This window comes from Rhodococcus sp. ACT016 (genome assembly GCF_050477185.1).
Taxonomy (GTDB): Bacteria; Actinomycetota; Actinomycetes; order Mycobacteriales; family Mycobacteriaceae; genus Prescottella.
Genome location: NZ_JBEAET010000001.1, coordinates 1,296,359 through 1,312,878 on the forward strand (window position 1 = coordinate 1,296,359; position 16,520 = coordinate 1,312,878).

Below are 16,520 nucleotides of genomic sequence, written 5' to 3' on the forward strand. Positions count from 1 at the left end.
GTCGTGGAAGCTGTGGAAGTCCTGGAAACCGGGGCGTCCAGTGGGCCCGAGACGCTGGTGGTCGAGACATCACGCGGCCCCGTCCGGGGATATGCCGACGGCCCGCTCTTCTCGTGGAAGGGCATCCCGTACGCGATGCCGCCGACAGGGGAGCTGCGCTTCCGCTCGCCGGTGGCGGCCGAGCGGTGGAGCGATGTGCTCGACGGCGGCGCGTTCGGCGCGATGGCGCCGCAGGGACACGACACCTCGGTCCCGCTCGACCCGTCGATGCGCATCGACGAGGACTGCCTGACGATCAACGTGTGGGCACCGCGCCCCGACGGCAGGCCCCGGCCGGTCATGGTCTGGATACACGGCGGCGCCTACTGCCTGGGCTCGTCGGCGCAGGCGATCTACGACGGACGACTGCTCGCCGAGCGCGGCGAAGTCGTGCTCGTCACCTTCAACTACCGACTGGGGACGCTCGGCTTCCTGGACCTGTCGTCGTTCTCGACCGCCGACCGGACGTTCGAGTCCAACCTGGGTCTGCGGGATCAGATCGCGGCCCTCGAGTGGGTGCGCGACAACATCGCGGCGTTCGGTGGTGACCCCGGCGAGGTGACGCTGTTCGGCGAGTCGTCCGGCGGCGGGGCGATCACCACGCTGATGACGGTGCCGCGGGCCGAGGGACTGTTCCACCGCGCGATCGCGCAGAGCCCGCCGGCGACGTCGGTGTACGGCAACGAGCGGGCGGCGAGCGTCGCGCGCCGATACCTCGAGATCCTGAACCTGTCCGTCGGTCGGGTCGGCGACCTGGTGGGTATGTCGGCAGACCGCTTGGTGAAGGCCGGCGACCTTCTCGTCGACGAGGTCCCCACGAAGGTGCCCGGCACGCTGGCGATGGCCCCGGTGGTCGACCGCGACCTCGTCCCGCACTACCCGGTGGCCGCGTTCCAGAAGGGGTATTCGCACCGCATCCCGCTGATCATCGGCTCCAACAAGGACGAGGCGTCGATCTTCAAGTTCATGCGTTCGCCGCTGCTGCCGGTCAGTTCCGAAGCCGTCCAGCAGATGTTCGCCGGACTGGCCGAGGACAACCCCGAGCTGTCGGCGGTGCGGCTCGCCGAGATCGTCGCTGCGTACCCGGACAATGCGAAATCGCGAGGAGCGCTGGCAATTTCGCGAGATGCCGCGTTCCGGATGCCCGCGCTGTGGGTGGCCGACGCGCACAGCAGGCACTCGCCCACGTGGGTGTACCGGTTCGACCACTCGACGCCGCTTCTCAAGGCGGCCCGCGTCGGTGCCGGGCATGCCACCGAATTGCCTTACGTGTTCGGCAATTTCGGGACCCTCAACCCGGACCCGACGTTCTGGCTGGGCGGACGCAAGAGCGCCCTCGAGGTCTCCGGTCGCATGCAGCGGCGGTGGCTGGCGTTCGCACGGCACGCCGTTCCCGCCGCGCTGGACGGCTCCAAGCACTGGTCGCCGTACGCCGAGGCGGAGCGATCGACGCTGCTGATCGACAACCACGACAGCCTGGTGCCCGACCCCGACCATGCGATGCGCATCGCCTGGGGCGACGAGGTGATGGGGTTCAGCTGAGTGCAGCGCGCTTCGTCAAAACCGCGAGAGATCCGGCGACGGCGTCGCGGACTGTCCTGTCGGTGATGATGCGATCCTCGTTGATCATCGAAGGTACGACAGGTGCGTGGACGCATGCCTCGTCGACGATCGCCGCGCCGGTGTAGTTCAGCACCAGCCGGAGCGACGAATGGGCGTTGGCCGCCCCGGTCGCCTTGGCCGAGACGTTGATCCACGCGGTCGGCTTGTCACAGATCTCGACTCCGCCGACGGTCCAGTCGAGCAGGTTCTTGAACGAACCAGGCAGCGCCCCAGCGTATTCGGGAGTGCAGATCAACAGGCCCGCTGCTGACGCGATCCGCCGGCGAAGATCACGCACAGCTGGCGGTAGCGGATCGTCGTCCTCATCCGGGTTGAAGTGCGGCAGCTGCCCCATACCCTCGTACATCGCGCCGCGGAATCCCTCCGCCATCAGGGATCCGGCAGTACGGAGCAGGGCTGAGTTGGTCGAGTCGGTGCGCAGGCTTCCCGATAGCAACAAGATGTCGGACACGACGCTCACTCAGTGCTCGGACGGCGTGACGCCGAGCTTGTCGCACGCCGCCTTGTACAGCGCCACGACCTCGGTGCGGATCGACGCGCGATCGGTGACCGGGCCGAGCCACGGCACCCGCGCGACCTGCTCGGATCCGTCGACCTCGGCGACCCACTCCCCGAATTCGCTGTCCAGCCCGGTCATCCGGGCGGCGTTCGCGGCCGGTTCGGCGAACGCGCGCACGATCAGCAGGTTGTCGTCGGCGTGGTCGCCGTTCATGTGGCCGGTCACCGCGGCGACGACGGCGGCATCGAAGGAAGTCACGCCGACGAGCCTAGAGCCCCGCGCCGAGGAGGTCCTCCGCGCGGGGCCGACCCGGACGCAACGATTCAGGCGAGCTGGATGAGCTCGAGGTATTCCTGTGACCAGTGGTCCTCGGTGCCGTCGGGGAGCAGGATGACGCGTTCGGGGTTGAGGGCCTCCGCGGCGCCGGGGTCGTGGGTGACCAGGACGACGGCGCCGGTGTAGCTGCGCAGCGCGTCGAGGACCTGCTCGCGGGAGATGGGGTCGAGGTTGTTGGTGGGCTCGTCGAGCAGCAGCACGTTCGCCGCGGACGACACCAGCCCGGCCAACGCCAGGCGGGTCTTCTCGCCGCCGGACAGGGTGCCGGCGGGCTGGTCGAGCTGCGGGCCGGTGAACATGAACGCCCCCAGCAGCCCGCGCAGGTCCTGCTCGCCCGCGTCGGGGGCGGCGTGCCGGATGTTCTCCCACACGCTCGCGTCGTCGTCGAGGGTGTCGTGTTCCTGCGCGAAATAGCCGATCTTCAGCCCGTGCCCGGGCACCAACTCACCCAGGTCGGGGGTCTCCACCCCGCCGAGCAGCCGCAGCAGTGTGGTCTTGCCGGCACCGTTGAGGCCGAGGATCACCACCCGCGAGCCGCGGTCGATCGCGAGATCGACACCGGTGAAGATCTCCAGCGACCCGTAGACCTTGGTGAGCTCGCGCGCCATGAGCGGCGTCTTGCCGCACGGCGCCGGTTCGGGGAACCGGATGTGCGCGACCTTGTCGTCCACCCGCACGTCGTCGAGCGCGGCCATCATCTTGTCGGCACGCTTGGCCATGTTCTGCGCGGCGGTCGCCTTGGTGGCCTTCGCGCCGAGCTTGGCGGCCTGCTGCCGCAGTGCGCTGGCCTTCTTCTCGGCGTTGGCGCGTTCGCGGCGGCGACGCTGCTCGTCGGTGGCGCGGGCGTCGAGGTACTTCTTCCAGCCCATGTTGTAGATGTCGGCCTCCCCGCGCACCGCGTCGAGGAACCACACCTTGTTGACGACGTCGGCGAGCAGGTCCACGTCGTGGCTGATCACGATCAGGCCGCCGTCGTGGTTCTGCAGGAACCCGCGCAGCCAGGTGATCGAGTCGGCGTCGAGGTGGTTGGTGGGCTCGTCGAGCAGCAGCGTGGTGTTCGACTTGCCGCCCGAGCCGTCGGAGGCGGCGAACAGGATCCGGGCGAGTTCGACGCGGCGCCGCTGACCACCGGAGAGGGTCTTGAGCTGCTGGTTCAGCACCCGGTCCGGCAGGCCCAGGCTGTGGCAGATGCGGGCGGCCTCGGACTCGGCGACGTAGCCACCGAGCGCGGAGAAGCGGTCCTCGAGGTTGCCGAACTTGCGGACGGCCTTGTCGCGGGTGGCGTCGTCGACCGCCTCGGCCATGATGGCCTGCTGCTTCTCCATCTTCTTGATGATCTCGTCGAGCCCCCGCGCCGACAGCACCCGATCCTTCGCCAGGACCTCGAGATCACCCTCCTTCGGGTCCTGCGGCAGATACCCGAGATCACCGCTGCGGATCACCGCACCCGCGTACGGCTCACCCTCACCGGCGAGGATCCGCAACGTGGTCGTCTTGCCGGCACCGTTACGCCCGACGAGTCCGATCCGATCACCCGCCTGCACCCGCAACGCCGACCCCGGCGCGGACAACAACGTCCGCACACCGGCACGAACTTCAAGGTCAGTAGCAGTAATCACAGGTTTCTCCCAAAAATCGATAAGTAGACAGAGCGGATCAACCCCACCGGCGTCGAGCCGTCTGGCGCGTGGGTCGATCGGTTGGAATCAGCCCCACCGCCTGACTCGCGAACTGCGTGGTGCAGTCGATGCGAGAGACCGCGCGTCAGGATCGATCCTGATAAGAGCGGTGGATTCGGCGAAGAACACGGCCACGCAGCTGAACTCGTGGACGGTAGCCGGATCTACAGGCGGCGCAGGAGCTCAGCTTCTCTCGATCCAGATCACGCCAGCATGCAGCCGCTCACGGGCCTTCTTGGCAAGCTGGACACACATGGCAGAGCACTTTAGCGCAGTTCACTGCCGGTGCCAACCCAATTCGGGGCGTACGAGCGACGCCGTCGCGCCGGGTAACTCGGGGTCAGGAAGGCGAGTCCCGTTGCGGCGGTGGAGTTGTCGTCGGGCGCTGCGCACCGTCAGGTCTGCCTGCGCGCACCGGCCGATCCGGGTCCAATTCGTGCAGGACGGGCAGAACGAAGCACACAGCCGCGACGGCCACGACCGGGATCGCGAGCGTGAAGAAGGTGGCGCGGATACCCACCTGGTCGATCAGTGGTCCGGCGAGCATGTATCCGAGAGGTCCGGCCGCGTACGCGGTGGACGTCATGACGCCGACGACGCGTCCACGCATGTGTTCGGGGCTGTGGGTCTGCATGGCCCAGTTGGCGATCGGGCCCACCGGTCCGTACACGAGTCCGATCACGACCGACAGCGCGAGCAGGACCCACAGCGGTGGCAGAAACGCCATGCCGATCATCGACAGGCCCAGTCCGGTGACCGCGATCAGCATCAGTTTCCGGCGGTGCAGATACGGGGCGAGCACGCCGTACGCGAGCGCACCGACCAGTCCGCCGATGCTCATCGCCATGAGGACCCAGCCCAGTTGGGCGGGCTCGCCGCGGTCGGTGAAGTACTTGGGGAACAGCACCGACTCGATCGGCATGTACAGCGCCACGATCACCATGTCCACCAACGCGAGGGTGCGCAGCAGTCGATCCCGCCACACGAACCGCAGGCCCTCCAGCGTTCCCGACCACATCGACTTCGGCCGCGTCTCGTGGTCGGGGCGGCCCGAGTGCTCGAGCCGGAGGAACGCGATCGTGACGATCGACAGGACGAAGCACAGCGTGGTGACCCACAGCGTGCTCTCCGGACCCACGAGCGCGATCAGTACGCCGCCGATACCGGGGCCCACCAGGTAGGCGACGTTGTAGTTGGCCTCGTAGAGGCTGTTGACGCGATCTAGTCGCCAGCCCGCGGCCTTCGTCGCCGCCGGCAGCATCGACTCCCGCGCCGAGATTCCGGCCGGGTCGAACGTCGCCCCGAGGGCGGCCAGGAGCGCGAGCGCCGGCACCGACAGTCCGATCGTTCCCGCGACCACCGGAACCGCGGCGACCGACAGGGCGGAGAGCCCGTCGGAGACCAGAGACGTAGGGCGGCGTCCGAACCGATCGACGACGGTCCCCGAGAACAGACTCGCGAGGAGCAGCGGCAGCGTCGCCGCGCCCCCCACGATCGCGGCGTCGGTCGCCCGTCCGGTCTGCTCGAGTACGAGCCACGGCAGCGCGACGATCACGATGCCGTTGCCGGTCGCCGACAGCAGCGTCGCGACGTTGAGCAGGATCAACGGGCCGAAGCGTCGGGTGGTGGTCACTTCGGTGCCGGTCAAGACAATGGCCTTCGGGTCGATCGGACGTCGGATCCGAAGCTAGCAGCGCGGCCGGAATCCGCGCGAGCGGTTTTCCGGCCACGCCGCCTCGGGTCGTGCTCCGCGACTATTCGCGGGTGCCGATCGCAGTCACGGGATCCTGCCGCATCGCGGTGCGGGTGGGAATCGCGATCGCCGCGAGACCCAGCACGACGGTCACCCCGATGATGAGCGCGTAGACGGTCGGCGAGATGCTCGGGATCGGACGCCCCGACACCGCGGCCGCGACACCGGCGAGCGGCGGCAGCGCGATCAGCGAGCCCACCACCGCGGCGACGGTCACCACGATCACCGATTCAGCGCGCATCATCCGCCGCACCTGACGGGTGCTCGCACCGACCAGGCGCAACAGCGCGAACTCCCGGCCGCGTTCGGCCGTGGCCAGCACGAGCGTGTTCACCACCGCGACCGCCAGGTACCCCAGCAGCACCGCCAGCGCCACGATGCTCACCCAGGCCTGGGTGCGGCGCTGATCCTGACCGGCGGATGCGAACTCGTCGCGATCCGACACGAGGACCCCGCCCGCCGCCGTGATCGCGGCGCGGGCCTCGTCGACCCGCCCGGGCTCCGCGGTCACGAGCACCATGTCGCTCATCCCGCTGGTGGTGTGCGCCCGCACCTGCGAGATCGGCAGCGTCACGTCGCCGAAGCCGAGTCCGCGGCCGTAGGTCGCGGCGACGGTCGGGCTGATCAGGGTGCCGTCGCCGAGTCGCAGCGGAACGGTGTCGCCCACCCCGGCGCCCATCGTGAATGCGGTGTCGGTGCTGAGCGCGACGGTCCCGTCGTGCAGTTGCGAGAGGTCGCCTGCGCGGACGTCGAGGTCGAGTGTCGAGCCCGTCGCCACCGGGTCGACGCCCTGCACCGCGTACGGCTCGGTGCTGGGGGAATCGGCGGCGTCGGTCGTGTACAGCGCCTGGCTGCGGGAGATCGGATTTGCCGCGCGCACAGCAGGATCCGCTGCGATGGACTCGACGAGCGTGGGGGAGATGCCGGCGGGTGCGGTGACGACGAGGTCGGCGGTGATGCCCCGGCGCGACTGGTCGTCGGCCGCCGCGGCGATCGTGTCGTGGGTGAACAACTGCACCGACCCGATCGCGATGGCGAGCGCGAGCGGCGTGATCGCCGCCGCCAGGCGCCGGGCCCGGGCCCCCGAATTGGCGGCGGCGAGGACCAGGGCGGGGGACGAGCTGCGGCGCAGCGGACCGCCGAACCATCGGACCGCGCCCGACACCAGCATCGGGCCCAGCAGCGCAACCGAGAACACCAGCAGGACAGCGGAACCGCCTGCGCTCGCGAGGGCGGCCTGACCCGGGAGCACGGCCGGGAGGAGGGACGCCGCCAGTCCGCCGAGGCCGAGCGCGATTCCCGCGATCAGCCGTCCCCGCCCGATCGACGCCGGTTCGACGGCGGATTCGCGCAGCGCCTCTGTCGGATCGAGGCGGGCCGGGCGCAGGGCGGCGATGGCGGCGGCGACGCGGGCGGTGCCCACCGCGAGCAGCGCCCCGGCCAACGCGGGCAGCGGGCCGTACGCGAGCGCGAAGTCCGACGGCAGGACCCCGGCTGCGGTGAACTGTGCGTGCAGCACCTGCGCGAGCGCGTAACCGGGCCCGACACCGAGCAGTGCGGCGGCGCCCGCGACGAGCAGCACCTCGCTGCCGATCAGCCGGTGGATCTGGCCGGGTGTGGCGCCCATGGCCCGCAGCAGCGCGAACTCGCGGCGCCGCTGTTGGATCGACAGCGACAGCGTGGTCGCGACCACGAACATCGCGATCAGCACCGCCAGGCCGGCGAACGAGGCGCACAGCATCATCAGTTCGCTGCGGGCCGCGCCGGCGTCGAGGTACTCCACGTCGCCGCGGCCGTCGCCGGTGTACACGCGGGTGTCGGTGCCGGCGAGCGCGTGCCGGGCCCGGTCGGCCAGCGTCGGCGCGTCGGATCCGGTGTCGGCGAGCAACCCCACCGTCGCCACCTGATCGCCGTGCGGCCACAACTCGCGGGCGCGAGCATCGGACAGGAATATCGCGGCCGGACGATCGGTCGGTTCGTCCGTGGGCGCGGCGGCCACGCCCACGACCGTGTAGTCGTCGCCGATACCGCCGTGCCGCAACATGATCCGGTCGCCGAGGGATTCGGCGCCCGTCACGACCACCTCGTCGGGGGCGGACGGCGCGCGGCCTGCGCTGAGTTCGTACGGTGCAAGCACGGCCGATGCCCACCCGTGCCCGTCCAGCAGTCGACCGTCGTCCGTGGTCAACGGCACGCTGATGTCACCCACCGCCGCTCGGACCCCCGGCACCGCGGACAGTTCGTCCACGGCCGACGACGGCAACAGCGCGCGTTCGAGGTAGGGCTGGTCGATGTCCTCGCGGACGTCGAGAGTCTGCGGAGCACCGACGACGACGTCGGCCCCGGCATAGCGGTGCGGGCTGACGCCGCCGCGGATCCCGGATTCGAACAGCACTCCGAGTGCGCACGTGAGCAGCGCGGCGCAGAACACCGCCACGAACACCGCGGCGAACCCGCCGCGTCGCTGCCGGATGTTGGCGCGCGCGAGCGTGCGCAGACGAGACCGGCGCATGCTCACCACTCCCCGAGGTGGGTCATGTGGTCGGCGACCGCGGCGGCGGTGGGGGAGTCCATCCGGCCGACGAGCCGTCCGTCCGCGAGGAAAAGCACCCGGTCGGCGTGGGCCGCCGCCACCGGATCGTGGGTGACCATGACGATCGTCTGCCCCAGCTCGGTGGTGGTGCGGCGCAACAGGTCGAGCACCTGCCGGCCGGTGCGGCTGTCGAGCGCGCCGGTGGGTTCGTCGGCGAACACCGCGTGGGGTTGCGTGATCAGCGCCCGCGCGATCGCGACCCGCTGCTGCTGGCCGCCGGACATCTCCGCCGGGCGGCGGTCGCGCTTGTCGCCGAGCCCGACGGCGTCGAGGACCTGATCGAGGTGGGCCCGGTCGGCGGCACGGCCGGCGAGCAGAAGCGGCAGTGTCACGTTCTGCTCCACCGTCAGCGCCGCCATGAGGTTGTACGCCTGGAAGACGAACCCGATGTGGTCGCGCCGGAACACCGTGCGGGCCTTCGGCTTCAACGCGCTGATCTCGGTGTCGCCGAGCCACACGGACCCGCGCGAAGGCTGGTCCAGGCCGGCGGCGCAGTGTAGGAACGTGCTCTTGCCGGAGCCCGACGGACCCATGATCGCGGTGAAACTGCCGGGCGCGAGGGCGAGGCTGACGTCGTCGAGGGCGGTGACCCGGGCCCGTCCGGAACCGTAGGTCTTGCTGACGTCGGCGAGCCGGACCGCGGCGCGTGGAGGGCTCTCGAGGAGCGGGGGCGTGGGGGCGAAGGAGGACATGGAAAGAACGCTATGGAGCGCGGACGGTATGGAACATCCCATGAGGTACCCGATCGATGGTGTAGCCAGCTGTACCGACACGGGTGCGACGGTGCGGCATGCTGGAGCGATGGATTGGAACCAACGGCTCGCGGTGCGGTGGCGTGCTGTCCGCTTCCTGGCGGTCGAGGCGGCGGCCGCGGTCGTGTCTCTGGCGCTGCTGGTGGCGGGGCTCGTCGTGGGCGCGCTGCTCATCCTGATCGTGGGGTGGCTGGCCCTGCCCGCGTACCTGCGGGCGCTGCGGTGGTGGGCGGGGCGGGAGCGAGGCCGCGCGGGCCGGTTCAGCGGTGTCGAGATCGCCCAGCGGTATCCGCCCATCCCGGAGCACGCCGGCTTCGACGACCTGCGCGGGCTGCTGCGCGCCCCGTCCACCCGACGGGACTTCGCGTGGGTGGCGATCCACTCGATCACGGCTCTCACTGCGGGCCTGCTGGCGGTAGGACTGCCGATGGCGGCGCTCAACTCGCTCGCGATCCCGTTCTACTGGTGGGCATTGCCGGCGGACGAACCGGTGAGCAGCATCTACCCTGTCACGTCGTGGTGGGGTGCCGCACCGATGCCGCTCGTCGCGGTCGGTTACGTCGCACTGGGGTGGTGGCTGATTCCGGTGATGGCGCGCGGCGTGGCGGCCCTCGCGTCACGACTTCTCGCCCCGCCTCGGGAAACCGAACTGTCCGAACGGGTCTCGGCGTTGACGGCGAGCCGCGCCGCAGCCCTCGATGCGCACGCGGCCGAGCTGCGCCGCATCGAGCGCGATCTGCACGACGGTGCCCAGAACCGACTGGTGGCGGTCGTGATGATGCTGGGGCTGGCCGAGCGCTCACTGCGGGTCGCGCCCGAACAGGCGCTGCCGCAACTGCTTCGGGCCCAGGACGCGGCGTCGGATGCGCTGTCCGAGCTGCGGACGCTCGTCCACGACATCTACCCGCCCGTGCTCGACGAACTCGGTCTCGGGGGCGCGGTCTCGGCGCTCGCCGGCCGCAGCGCGGTGCCGTGTGTGCTCGACGTCGACCGGCTGCGCCGCGCGCCGGCGGCGGTCGAGGCCGCGGCGTACTTCGTCGTCGCCGAGGCGTTGACCAACGTGGCCAAGCACAGTGGCGCGGCGCGGGTGCAGGTGACCATCGCGACGCGCGACGACGAGCGCGGGGCGACCATGGTGATCGACGTGGCGGACGACGGAGCGGGCAGGGCCGTCGAGTCGGCGGGCAGCGGATTGGCGGGGATCCGGCGTCGCGTGGCAGCGTTCGAGGGGACGATGACCATCGACAGCCCGCTGGGCGGGCCGACACGACTCGAGGTGCAACTGCCGTGCGGATTCTGATCGCCGAGGACGACGCCCTGCTGCGGGAGGGGCTCGTGCTGCTGCTGGGCAGCGTGGGGATCGAGGTGACCGCGGCGGTCGACGACGCCGAGAAGTTCCTGGAGTCGTTCGAGGCGGACCCACCGGACGGCGCCGTCCTGGACGTGCGGATGCCGCCGACCTTCACCAACGAGGGCCTCAAGGCGGCGATCGAGGCCCGTCGGCGACGTCCCGGCTTTCCCGTTCTGGTGCTGTCGGCGTACGTCGAGGACCGGTACGCGGGGGAGTTGCTCTCCGGCGGCGCCGGTGGGGTCGGCTACCTGCTCAAGGAACGGGTGGGCAGGGTCGAGGAGTTCGTGGACGCGCTGCGTCGGGTGGTCGACGGTGGCACGGTCATGGATCCCGAGGTGATCTCCCAGTTGATGAGCCGCCGCCGCGCCGACGACCCGATCCGGACGCTGACCCCGCGCGAATCGGAGGTGCTGGGGCTGATGGCCGAGGGGCTCGGCAACGCCGACATCGCCCGCAAGCTGGTGGTCAGCGACACCGCGGTGAGCAAGCACATCGGCAACATCTTCGCCAAGCTCGGGTTGTCGGCGTCCGACAGCGGGCACCGGCGCGTGCTGGCGGTGCTCGCGCACCTGCGTTCCTGACCGGGATCACACGCTCTCGAGGGCCTCGCCGACCTGGTGCAGCGCGCGATGGCGCTGATCCGCGGCCAGCGCGTGCCCGGCGGCGATGGCGAGGGCGACGGGCCAGTCGATCACCTCGAAAGCCGCGAGCAGCCCGAGCGCGGCGTAGTAGGCCAGCTGGTCGGGGCGGGGAACGGCGACGTCCCCCACGAGCGGCAGCCGGATCGCGAAGCGTGAGCCTTCGGTGATCCGTTCGAGCGCGGCCCGGTGCGATTGCCACGAGGCGCGGCTGTCCAGGGTTGCTTCCGTCATAGTTCGCCTTGCCCATCCGCACTGTTCACCTGATGTACACCTACGGGCGTCATCGTTAACACCGTGATCTTTTCGTTACCTGTGCTCTCCGCGTTCGCGTCGGCCGTCCGACCGTCGGGGCCGGACCCGTTGACCGGTGCTGTCACGGCCGTCCTGACACCGCCGTTGCGGCACACGTACGCGATGCTGCTGCGGGCCGGTGTCCTCGTCGTCGACTGAGCGGTCAGTGCGCGACGGTCCGACCACCACGTGAGGACGCGAGGCGCGATCGCAGCTACGGCCGTCGCACCCGCCGCAGACCCGATGGCCTGCGTCCAGGCGAGGGGGCCGAGCGGCGTACATCCGAGGAATTGGCTCAGCCCGGGCACACTGATCACACCCGCCAGCGCGGCCATGGATCCGGCCGCCGTCGCGACCACGAGCGGGCTCCGGGAGTCGATGAGGGTCTGACCCAGCTGGGATCCGACCAATGCGACCAGGCCCACCGTCGACGCCCGCCGCGGGCGCCCGGTGACCGACGCCATGCCCCACGCTGCGCTGGCCCCGACAGCGGTCGTGGCGCCGCGGACCGCGACTGTCCGCCACAGCGCCGCGCGGTCCGGCCCACGACCTTCGTACGCGTGCTCCCGGTTGGGCGGACTCACGGCGAGTGCCGCCGCGGGTAGCGCGTCGGTGAACAGGTTCACCAGCAACAATTGGCGGGCGTTGAGCGGTGCCCGGCCGCCGATCGCGGTGCCGATCAGTGCGAACGCGACCTCACCCGCGTTGCCGCCCAAAAGCACTGCGACCGCCGACTGCACCCGCTGCCACAGTTGCCGCCCCTCGTCGATCGCGTCGAGGATCGCGTCGACGTGGCCTCCGATCAGGAGGATATCGGCCGCGCTGCGCGCCGGATGGCTGCCGTGGGAGGTGACGCCGATGCCGATGCTCGCCGCCCGGATGGCGGCGGCGTCGTTGGCGCCGTCGCCGACCATCGCGCACACATGCCCGGTGCGCTCGAGGGTCTGCACGATCTGGACCTTCTGCTCCGGTGACATACGGGCGAACACGCGCCGCTCGCGGACCGCGGCCTCCTGGTGCCGATGTGACAGCGCTTCCCATTCGCTTCCACTCATCACGTCGTCGGTGTCCACGTCCAGTCCGAGGTCGCGCGCGACGGCCGCCGCGGTGACGGGATGGTCGCCGGTGATCAACCGCACCGAGACGCCACGATCCTCGAGTTCGGGCAGCAGCTTCGCGGCCTCGGGACGGGTGGTGTCCGACAGGCCGAGCAGCCCGATCGGCTCGAGCCCGTGGCCGCACAGCGTTTCGACCGCGTCCGGATCCTGTGCCGCCGCCTCGGCCTCGGCGCGGGTCACCGTGCGGCGGGCGACTGCGATCACCCGCAGCCCGTTCTCGGCCATCGACTGCACGTCGTCGACGATCGATTCGAGCCGGTTCGGCGCGGACTCGGTACAGGCGGCGAGCACCACCTCGGGAGCGCCCTTCACGACCAGTTCCGTGCCTTCGAGTGCTGCCGCGTACGGGCGCCCCGCGCGGAAGGGCAGCAGCACGTCCGAGGCCTTTGTGCCGTCGGGTCTGTCCGCGGCCTCGACGACGGCGCGGTCGGTCGCGTGGGCGGCGGCGCGACCGTCCGATGTCACGGACGTGCATGCCGCGGCATTGACGACCCGGTCGCGGTCGTACCGACCGATCGTGTGCACCTCGGAAACGCGCAAGCGGTCCTCGCTGAGGGTGCCGGTCTTGTCGAAGCAGGCGACGTCCACGCGGCCGAGGGCCTCGACGGATCGTGGGGCGCGCACGAGTACCGATGCGTGCGTCAGGCGCCGGGCGGCCGCCTGCTGGGCCAGCGTCGCGACGAGGGGCAGGCCTTCCGGAACCGCGGCGACCGCAACGGCGACGCCGCTCGTGACGGCCGAACGGAGGCCGCCACCGCGAAGCATCGACGTGAGGGTGACCAGTCCACCGCCCCCGATGCTCACCGGCAGCACCTGGTCGGTGAGGGCGCGCAGTTGCGCCTGCAGGCCGATCTTCCCGACCGGCACCGGGGTCAGTGCGGCGGCCCGTCCGGTCTCGGTATCGTCGCCCACCGCGGTGACCAGGGCGGTGGCGGTACCGGTCAGGACCGTGGTGCCGGCGTAGAGCATGCAGCTGCGCTCGGCGATGGGGACGCCCGGGGTCGCTTCGGTCTGCTTGTCGACCGGCAGGGACTCGCCGGTGAGCGAGGACTCGTCCACTTCGACACCGTCGGCTCGAACGAGCCGACCATCGGCGGGCGCCACCTCGCCGCAGCGGACCTCGATCACGTCCCCCGGCCGCAGGAGCCGAGCGTCGATCGACCGGTACTCGCCACCGGTTTCCGCGGGAGTCAACCGGGCCGGCGCATCCTGGACGGCGAGCAGCCGGGTGAGGAGGCGTTCGGCGTGCAGTCGCTGTGCAGCCGAGAGCGCGGCGTTCCCGACCAGCACCGTTCCGACGAGGATCGCGTCGACCGGGGAGCCGAGCACGGCGCTGGCCGCGGAGCCGATCGCGAGGATCGGGGTCAGGGGGTCGGACAGCTCGGTGCGCAGCGATGCACCGAAGTCCCACAGCCCGGTGATCGGACGTCGAACCCGCCCGACGGTGGCGCGTACACGCCCGGATTCGGGTTCCTCACGGGAACGAAGGTCGGGCGGTGGACCGAGCATCAGTCGGACGCGGCCGATCGACATGGCGTGCCAGTCGTGCTGCGGGCTCGGGTGCGGCGGATCGGCGCGGAGCACGTTGCCCCCGAGTCGGTGCCCCGTCCACAGTGCCGCGCCGGATCCCACGCTGATCGGACCGGGGCCTCGGCCGTGGGTTCCGGGAATCATCAGCAGTGCGCCCAGGAGCGAGGCACCGGACGCTATCTCGATGCCCCGTCGGCTCGCGTTGCGGGCGGCGGGAAGCGCGCGCACGATGCGCCACGCGGCGGCCAGATCCGGCACGGCGAGGTCGCAGTTCGGCAGCGCGGTGTGCGGTGCGCGTGGCGTCAGGCACACGCTCACATCGGCCGCGGCGACGGCGTTCGGACAGTCCATCGCGAGTATCGCTACCGTCTCGCCCGCCTCCCTCAGGTCCGCGACGACACTCGTCAGATCGGCATCCACGGTGTCGCCGGGCATACGGAGGTCGTCGAAAGCGGAGCGCAATGTCCCCAGCGCGTCGTCGTCGACCGAGTGGACCGTGACACCGGCCTGTCGTGCCTGCTCCAGCACGGCGCCGGCGAGGGGATCTCGCACCGGGGAGATCAGGACCGCCGCATCGGGGTCGTCCTCGGCCTCCATGGAGACCGTGAACCGCGCCAGGGAGTGCCACCCCGCCTTCAGCTCACCGGCGTCGATGGCGGTTCGTGCCGCCTCCCACACCGCGCCGCGGCGATCCTCACCGACACCCCGGATCCGGCTGACGCGCAAGTCCGCGGTCAGGAGAGCTCGGGGGTCGATCACGAGCGACGTGACGCTGTCGAGACGCCGCAGGACGTCGGGACCCCGGGACAGGACGTCGTGTTCGTCGGCCAGGCCGCGGCCGAGCGCGCTGGCGAACGACTCCCGCGCGATGCGGGCCGCCTTGGGTGCGGCGACGAGCGCGGCCGTACCGGCCGTCCGGGCGCTGCCGGTGGCGACACCCACCGCGGCGGCACCGCCGATCTGGACCCACGCTGCGCGGCGGATGTGGCGTTCGACGGGCCCCTCCGAGGCGAGGGGCGGTGCGTCGTCCGCGGGCGGACGGTGAGGGCTGCGTTGCCACGCGCGTCGGTTCGCGAGTACTTCGCCGACGACCGAGGAGCGCAAGAGCGCCTCGATGGCGAGCGGCGGCGGAGCCTGCACCAGCGTGAAGCTCGCCGCGGTCAGGCTCGACAGAACCAGGTCCGTGGGGGCGCGTCCGATGCTCGATTCGAGGACGCGGCGCAGTGCAGGCTGGTAGTCCACGAGGGTCACCGGCGCGGCGACCGCCAATGGGAGGCGGGGTACCCGCAGCAGGCGGCCGGTTGCCGCGAGGCCGAAGCCGATCGAGTGTGCGGCCAGCGCCGCAACCCGCGCCGAGAGCATCGCGTCGCCCCAGCTCGGTGGTAGCTGCGGAGATTCTGCGGTGTGCGTCCGGGTGGCCAACCGGCCCGAAGTGGTGACCAGCCCCGTCAGCACCCCCGCGGCAGAGGCGGTACCGACGGTGACGGAGGTCACCGCGGCATGCGCGGACCGGCCGGGCAGGTGACGGACCTGCCCGACTATGGCCCCGACCCCCGCAATCCTCACCGAGCGGTACGCCCCTGCGGATCGGATGTCGTGTTCTTCCCGGCGGTGCCCTTCTTGGCCGGAGGTTGCTTCCCCGTGCTCGCGCCCGGGGTCCGCTTCCTCGTGGCCGCGTCGGCGGTGTCCTTGCCCGGACCCCCGTCCGTGGTGGCGTTCGCCCCGGCCTTCATCGCCGGCGCGCGGTCGGGTTGCGCGCCGCGCTCGTGGAGTTGTCTCAGCACGAGCGCGGCGCCCCCGACAGTGAGGATCACCGGCCATTCGACGAGTCCGACGGCGCCGGCGGCCGCCATCGTCAGAACTGCGGCCGATGTGGAGTGGCTTCCGCGCTCGATGCCCTGACGGGTTCCGTGCGCGACTCCGCTGACTGCTCCCCGGAAGCCCCCGACCACGCTGCCGACCGCTGCGCCACCCAGCGCTCCGATCGACGATGTGGTGACCTCGGCGATGCCGGAAACGGTCCGCACAGCACCGTCGGCGAACGACATTCGGCCGTTGCCGGATCTGTGACCGTTGTGCGAGGTGTTCCCTGCCTGTTCCATCGAATGCCCATCGCTCGGAATTCGCGGGTCGGATCGGCGGTGGATCTGCTCCGCCTCACCGGATCGGGTTGCCACTCTGAGCCGAGTCTAAACCCGACCACTTGTGATGTGAACCTTTCCGCGGAACCGCCGACACGAAATCCCTTCTGTGTCAAGAGTTGTGTTCACAAAAACGACAAGGGGTGGATTCTCGACCGTCCGGTCCTAATGTTG

At 70.8% G+C, this 16,520-nt stretch carries 12 protein-coding genes; 3 read left to right on the forward strand and 9 right to left on the reverse strand.

What is annotated here, in order from left to right:
* Positions 1–12: 12 nt before the first annotated feature.
* Positions 13–1,581 (forward strand): carboxylesterase/lipase family protein, encoded by a 1,569-nt coding sequence (locus ACQ5DX_RS06010; RefSeq protein WP_430335559.1) that lies wholly within the window; start codon positions 13–15, stop codon positions 1,579–1,581.
* Here the strand turns inward: ACQ5DX_RS06010 and ACQ5DX_RS06015 are convergent.
* The 6 genes from ACQ5DX_RS06015 to ACQ5DX_RS06040 form a co-directional block, all read right to left on the reverse strand.
* The gene (locus ACQ5DX_RS06015; protein WP_430331759.1) at positions 1,574–2,122 is read right to left on the reverse strand and encodes an NADPH-dependent FMN reductase; all 549 of its coding nucleotides are present in this window, start codon (positions 2,120–2,122) and stop codon (positions 1,574–1,576) included. The genes ACQ5DX_RS06010 and ACQ5DX_RS06015 overlap by 8 nt on opposite strands.
* Positions 2,123–2,419 carry a DUF2470 domain-containing protein gene (locus ACQ5DX_RS06020; protein WP_430331760.1) on the reverse strand — a complete coding sequence of 99 codons (297 nt, stop codon included), beginning with the start codon at positions 2,417–2,419 and terminating at the stop codon, positions 2,123–2,125.
* Positions 2,420–2,484: 65 nt separating this feature from the next.
* Positions 2,485–4,116, reverse strand: a complete 1,632-nt coding sequence (locus ACQ5DX_RS06025) for an ABC-F family ATP-binding cassette domain-containing protein (RefSeq protein WP_430331761.1) — start codon at positions 4,114–4,116, stop codon at positions 2,485–2,487.
* 400 nt (positions 4,117–4,516) lie between these two features.
* On the reverse strand, positions 4,517–5,824 hold the full coding sequence (locus tag ACQ5DX_RS06030) for an MFS transporter (protein WP_430331762.1): 1,308 nt from the start codon (positions 5,822–5,824) through the stop codon (positions 4,517–4,519).
* Between the two features lie 106 nt (positions 5,825–5,930).
* Positions 5,931–8,441 (reverse strand): FtsX-like permease family protein, encoded by a 2,511-nt coding sequence (locus ACQ5DX_RS06035; RefSeq protein ID WP_430331763.1) that lies wholly within the window; start codon positions 8,439–8,441, stop codon positions 5,931–5,933.
* Between the two features lie 2 nt (positions 8,442–8,443).
* Positions 8,444–9,214, reverse strand: coding sequence for an ABC transporter ATP-binding protein (locus ACQ5DX_RS06040; protein WP_430331764.1), 771 nt, complete (start codon positions 9,212–9,214; stop codon positions 8,444–8,446).
* Between the two features lie 109 nt (positions 9,215–9,323).
* On the opposite strand from ACQ5DX_RS06040, the gene ACQ5DX_RS06045 reads away from it, so the two are divergent.
* Both ACQ5DX_RS06045 and ACQ5DX_RS06050 read left to right on the forward strand, forming a co-directional pair.
* Complete coding sequence (locus ACQ5DX_RS06045) at positions 9,324–10,574, forward strand: sensor histidine kinase (RefSeq protein WP_430331765.1); 1,251 nt, start codon at positions 9,324–9,326, stop codon at positions 10,572–10,574.
* A complete protein-coding gene (locus ACQ5DX_RS06050) occupies positions 10,562–11,206 on the forward strand; it encodes a response regulator (protein ID WP_430331766.1) in 645 nt (214 codons plus the stop codon). Before ACQ5DX_RS06045 ends, ACQ5DX_RS06050 begins: the two co-directional genes overlap by 13 nt.
* Before the next feature lie 6 nt (positions 11,207–11,212).
* Here the strand turns inward: ACQ5DX_RS06050 and ACQ5DX_RS06055 are convergent, their stop codons facing one another.
* The 3 genes from ACQ5DX_RS06055 to ACQ5DX_RS06065 are packed head-to-tail and all read right to left on the reverse strand — an operon-like array spanning position 11,213 to position 16,232.
* On the reverse strand, positions 11,213–11,497 hold the full coding sequence (locus tag ACQ5DX_RS06055) for a hypothetical protein (protein WP_430331767.1): 285 nt from the start codon (positions 11,495–11,497) through the stop codon (positions 11,213–11,215).
* The gene (locus tag ACQ5DX_RS06060; RefSeq protein WP_430331768.1) at positions 11,494–15,771 is read right to left on the reverse strand and encodes a cation-translocating P-type ATPase; all 4,278 of its coding nucleotides are present in this window, start codon (positions 15,769–15,771) and stop codon (positions 11,494–11,496) included. Before ACQ5DX_RS06060 ends, ACQ5DX_RS06055 begins: the two co-directional genes overlap by 4 nt.
* The gene (locus ACQ5DX_RS06065) at positions 15,768–16,232 is read right to left on the reverse strand and encodes a hypothetical protein (protein WP_430331769.1); all 465 of its coding nucleotides are present in this window, start codon (positions 16,230–16,232) and stop codon (positions 15,768–15,770) included. Before ACQ5DX_RS06065 ends, ACQ5DX_RS06060 begins: the two co-directional genes overlap by 4 nt.
* Positions 16,233–16,520: the final 288 nt, after the last annotated feature.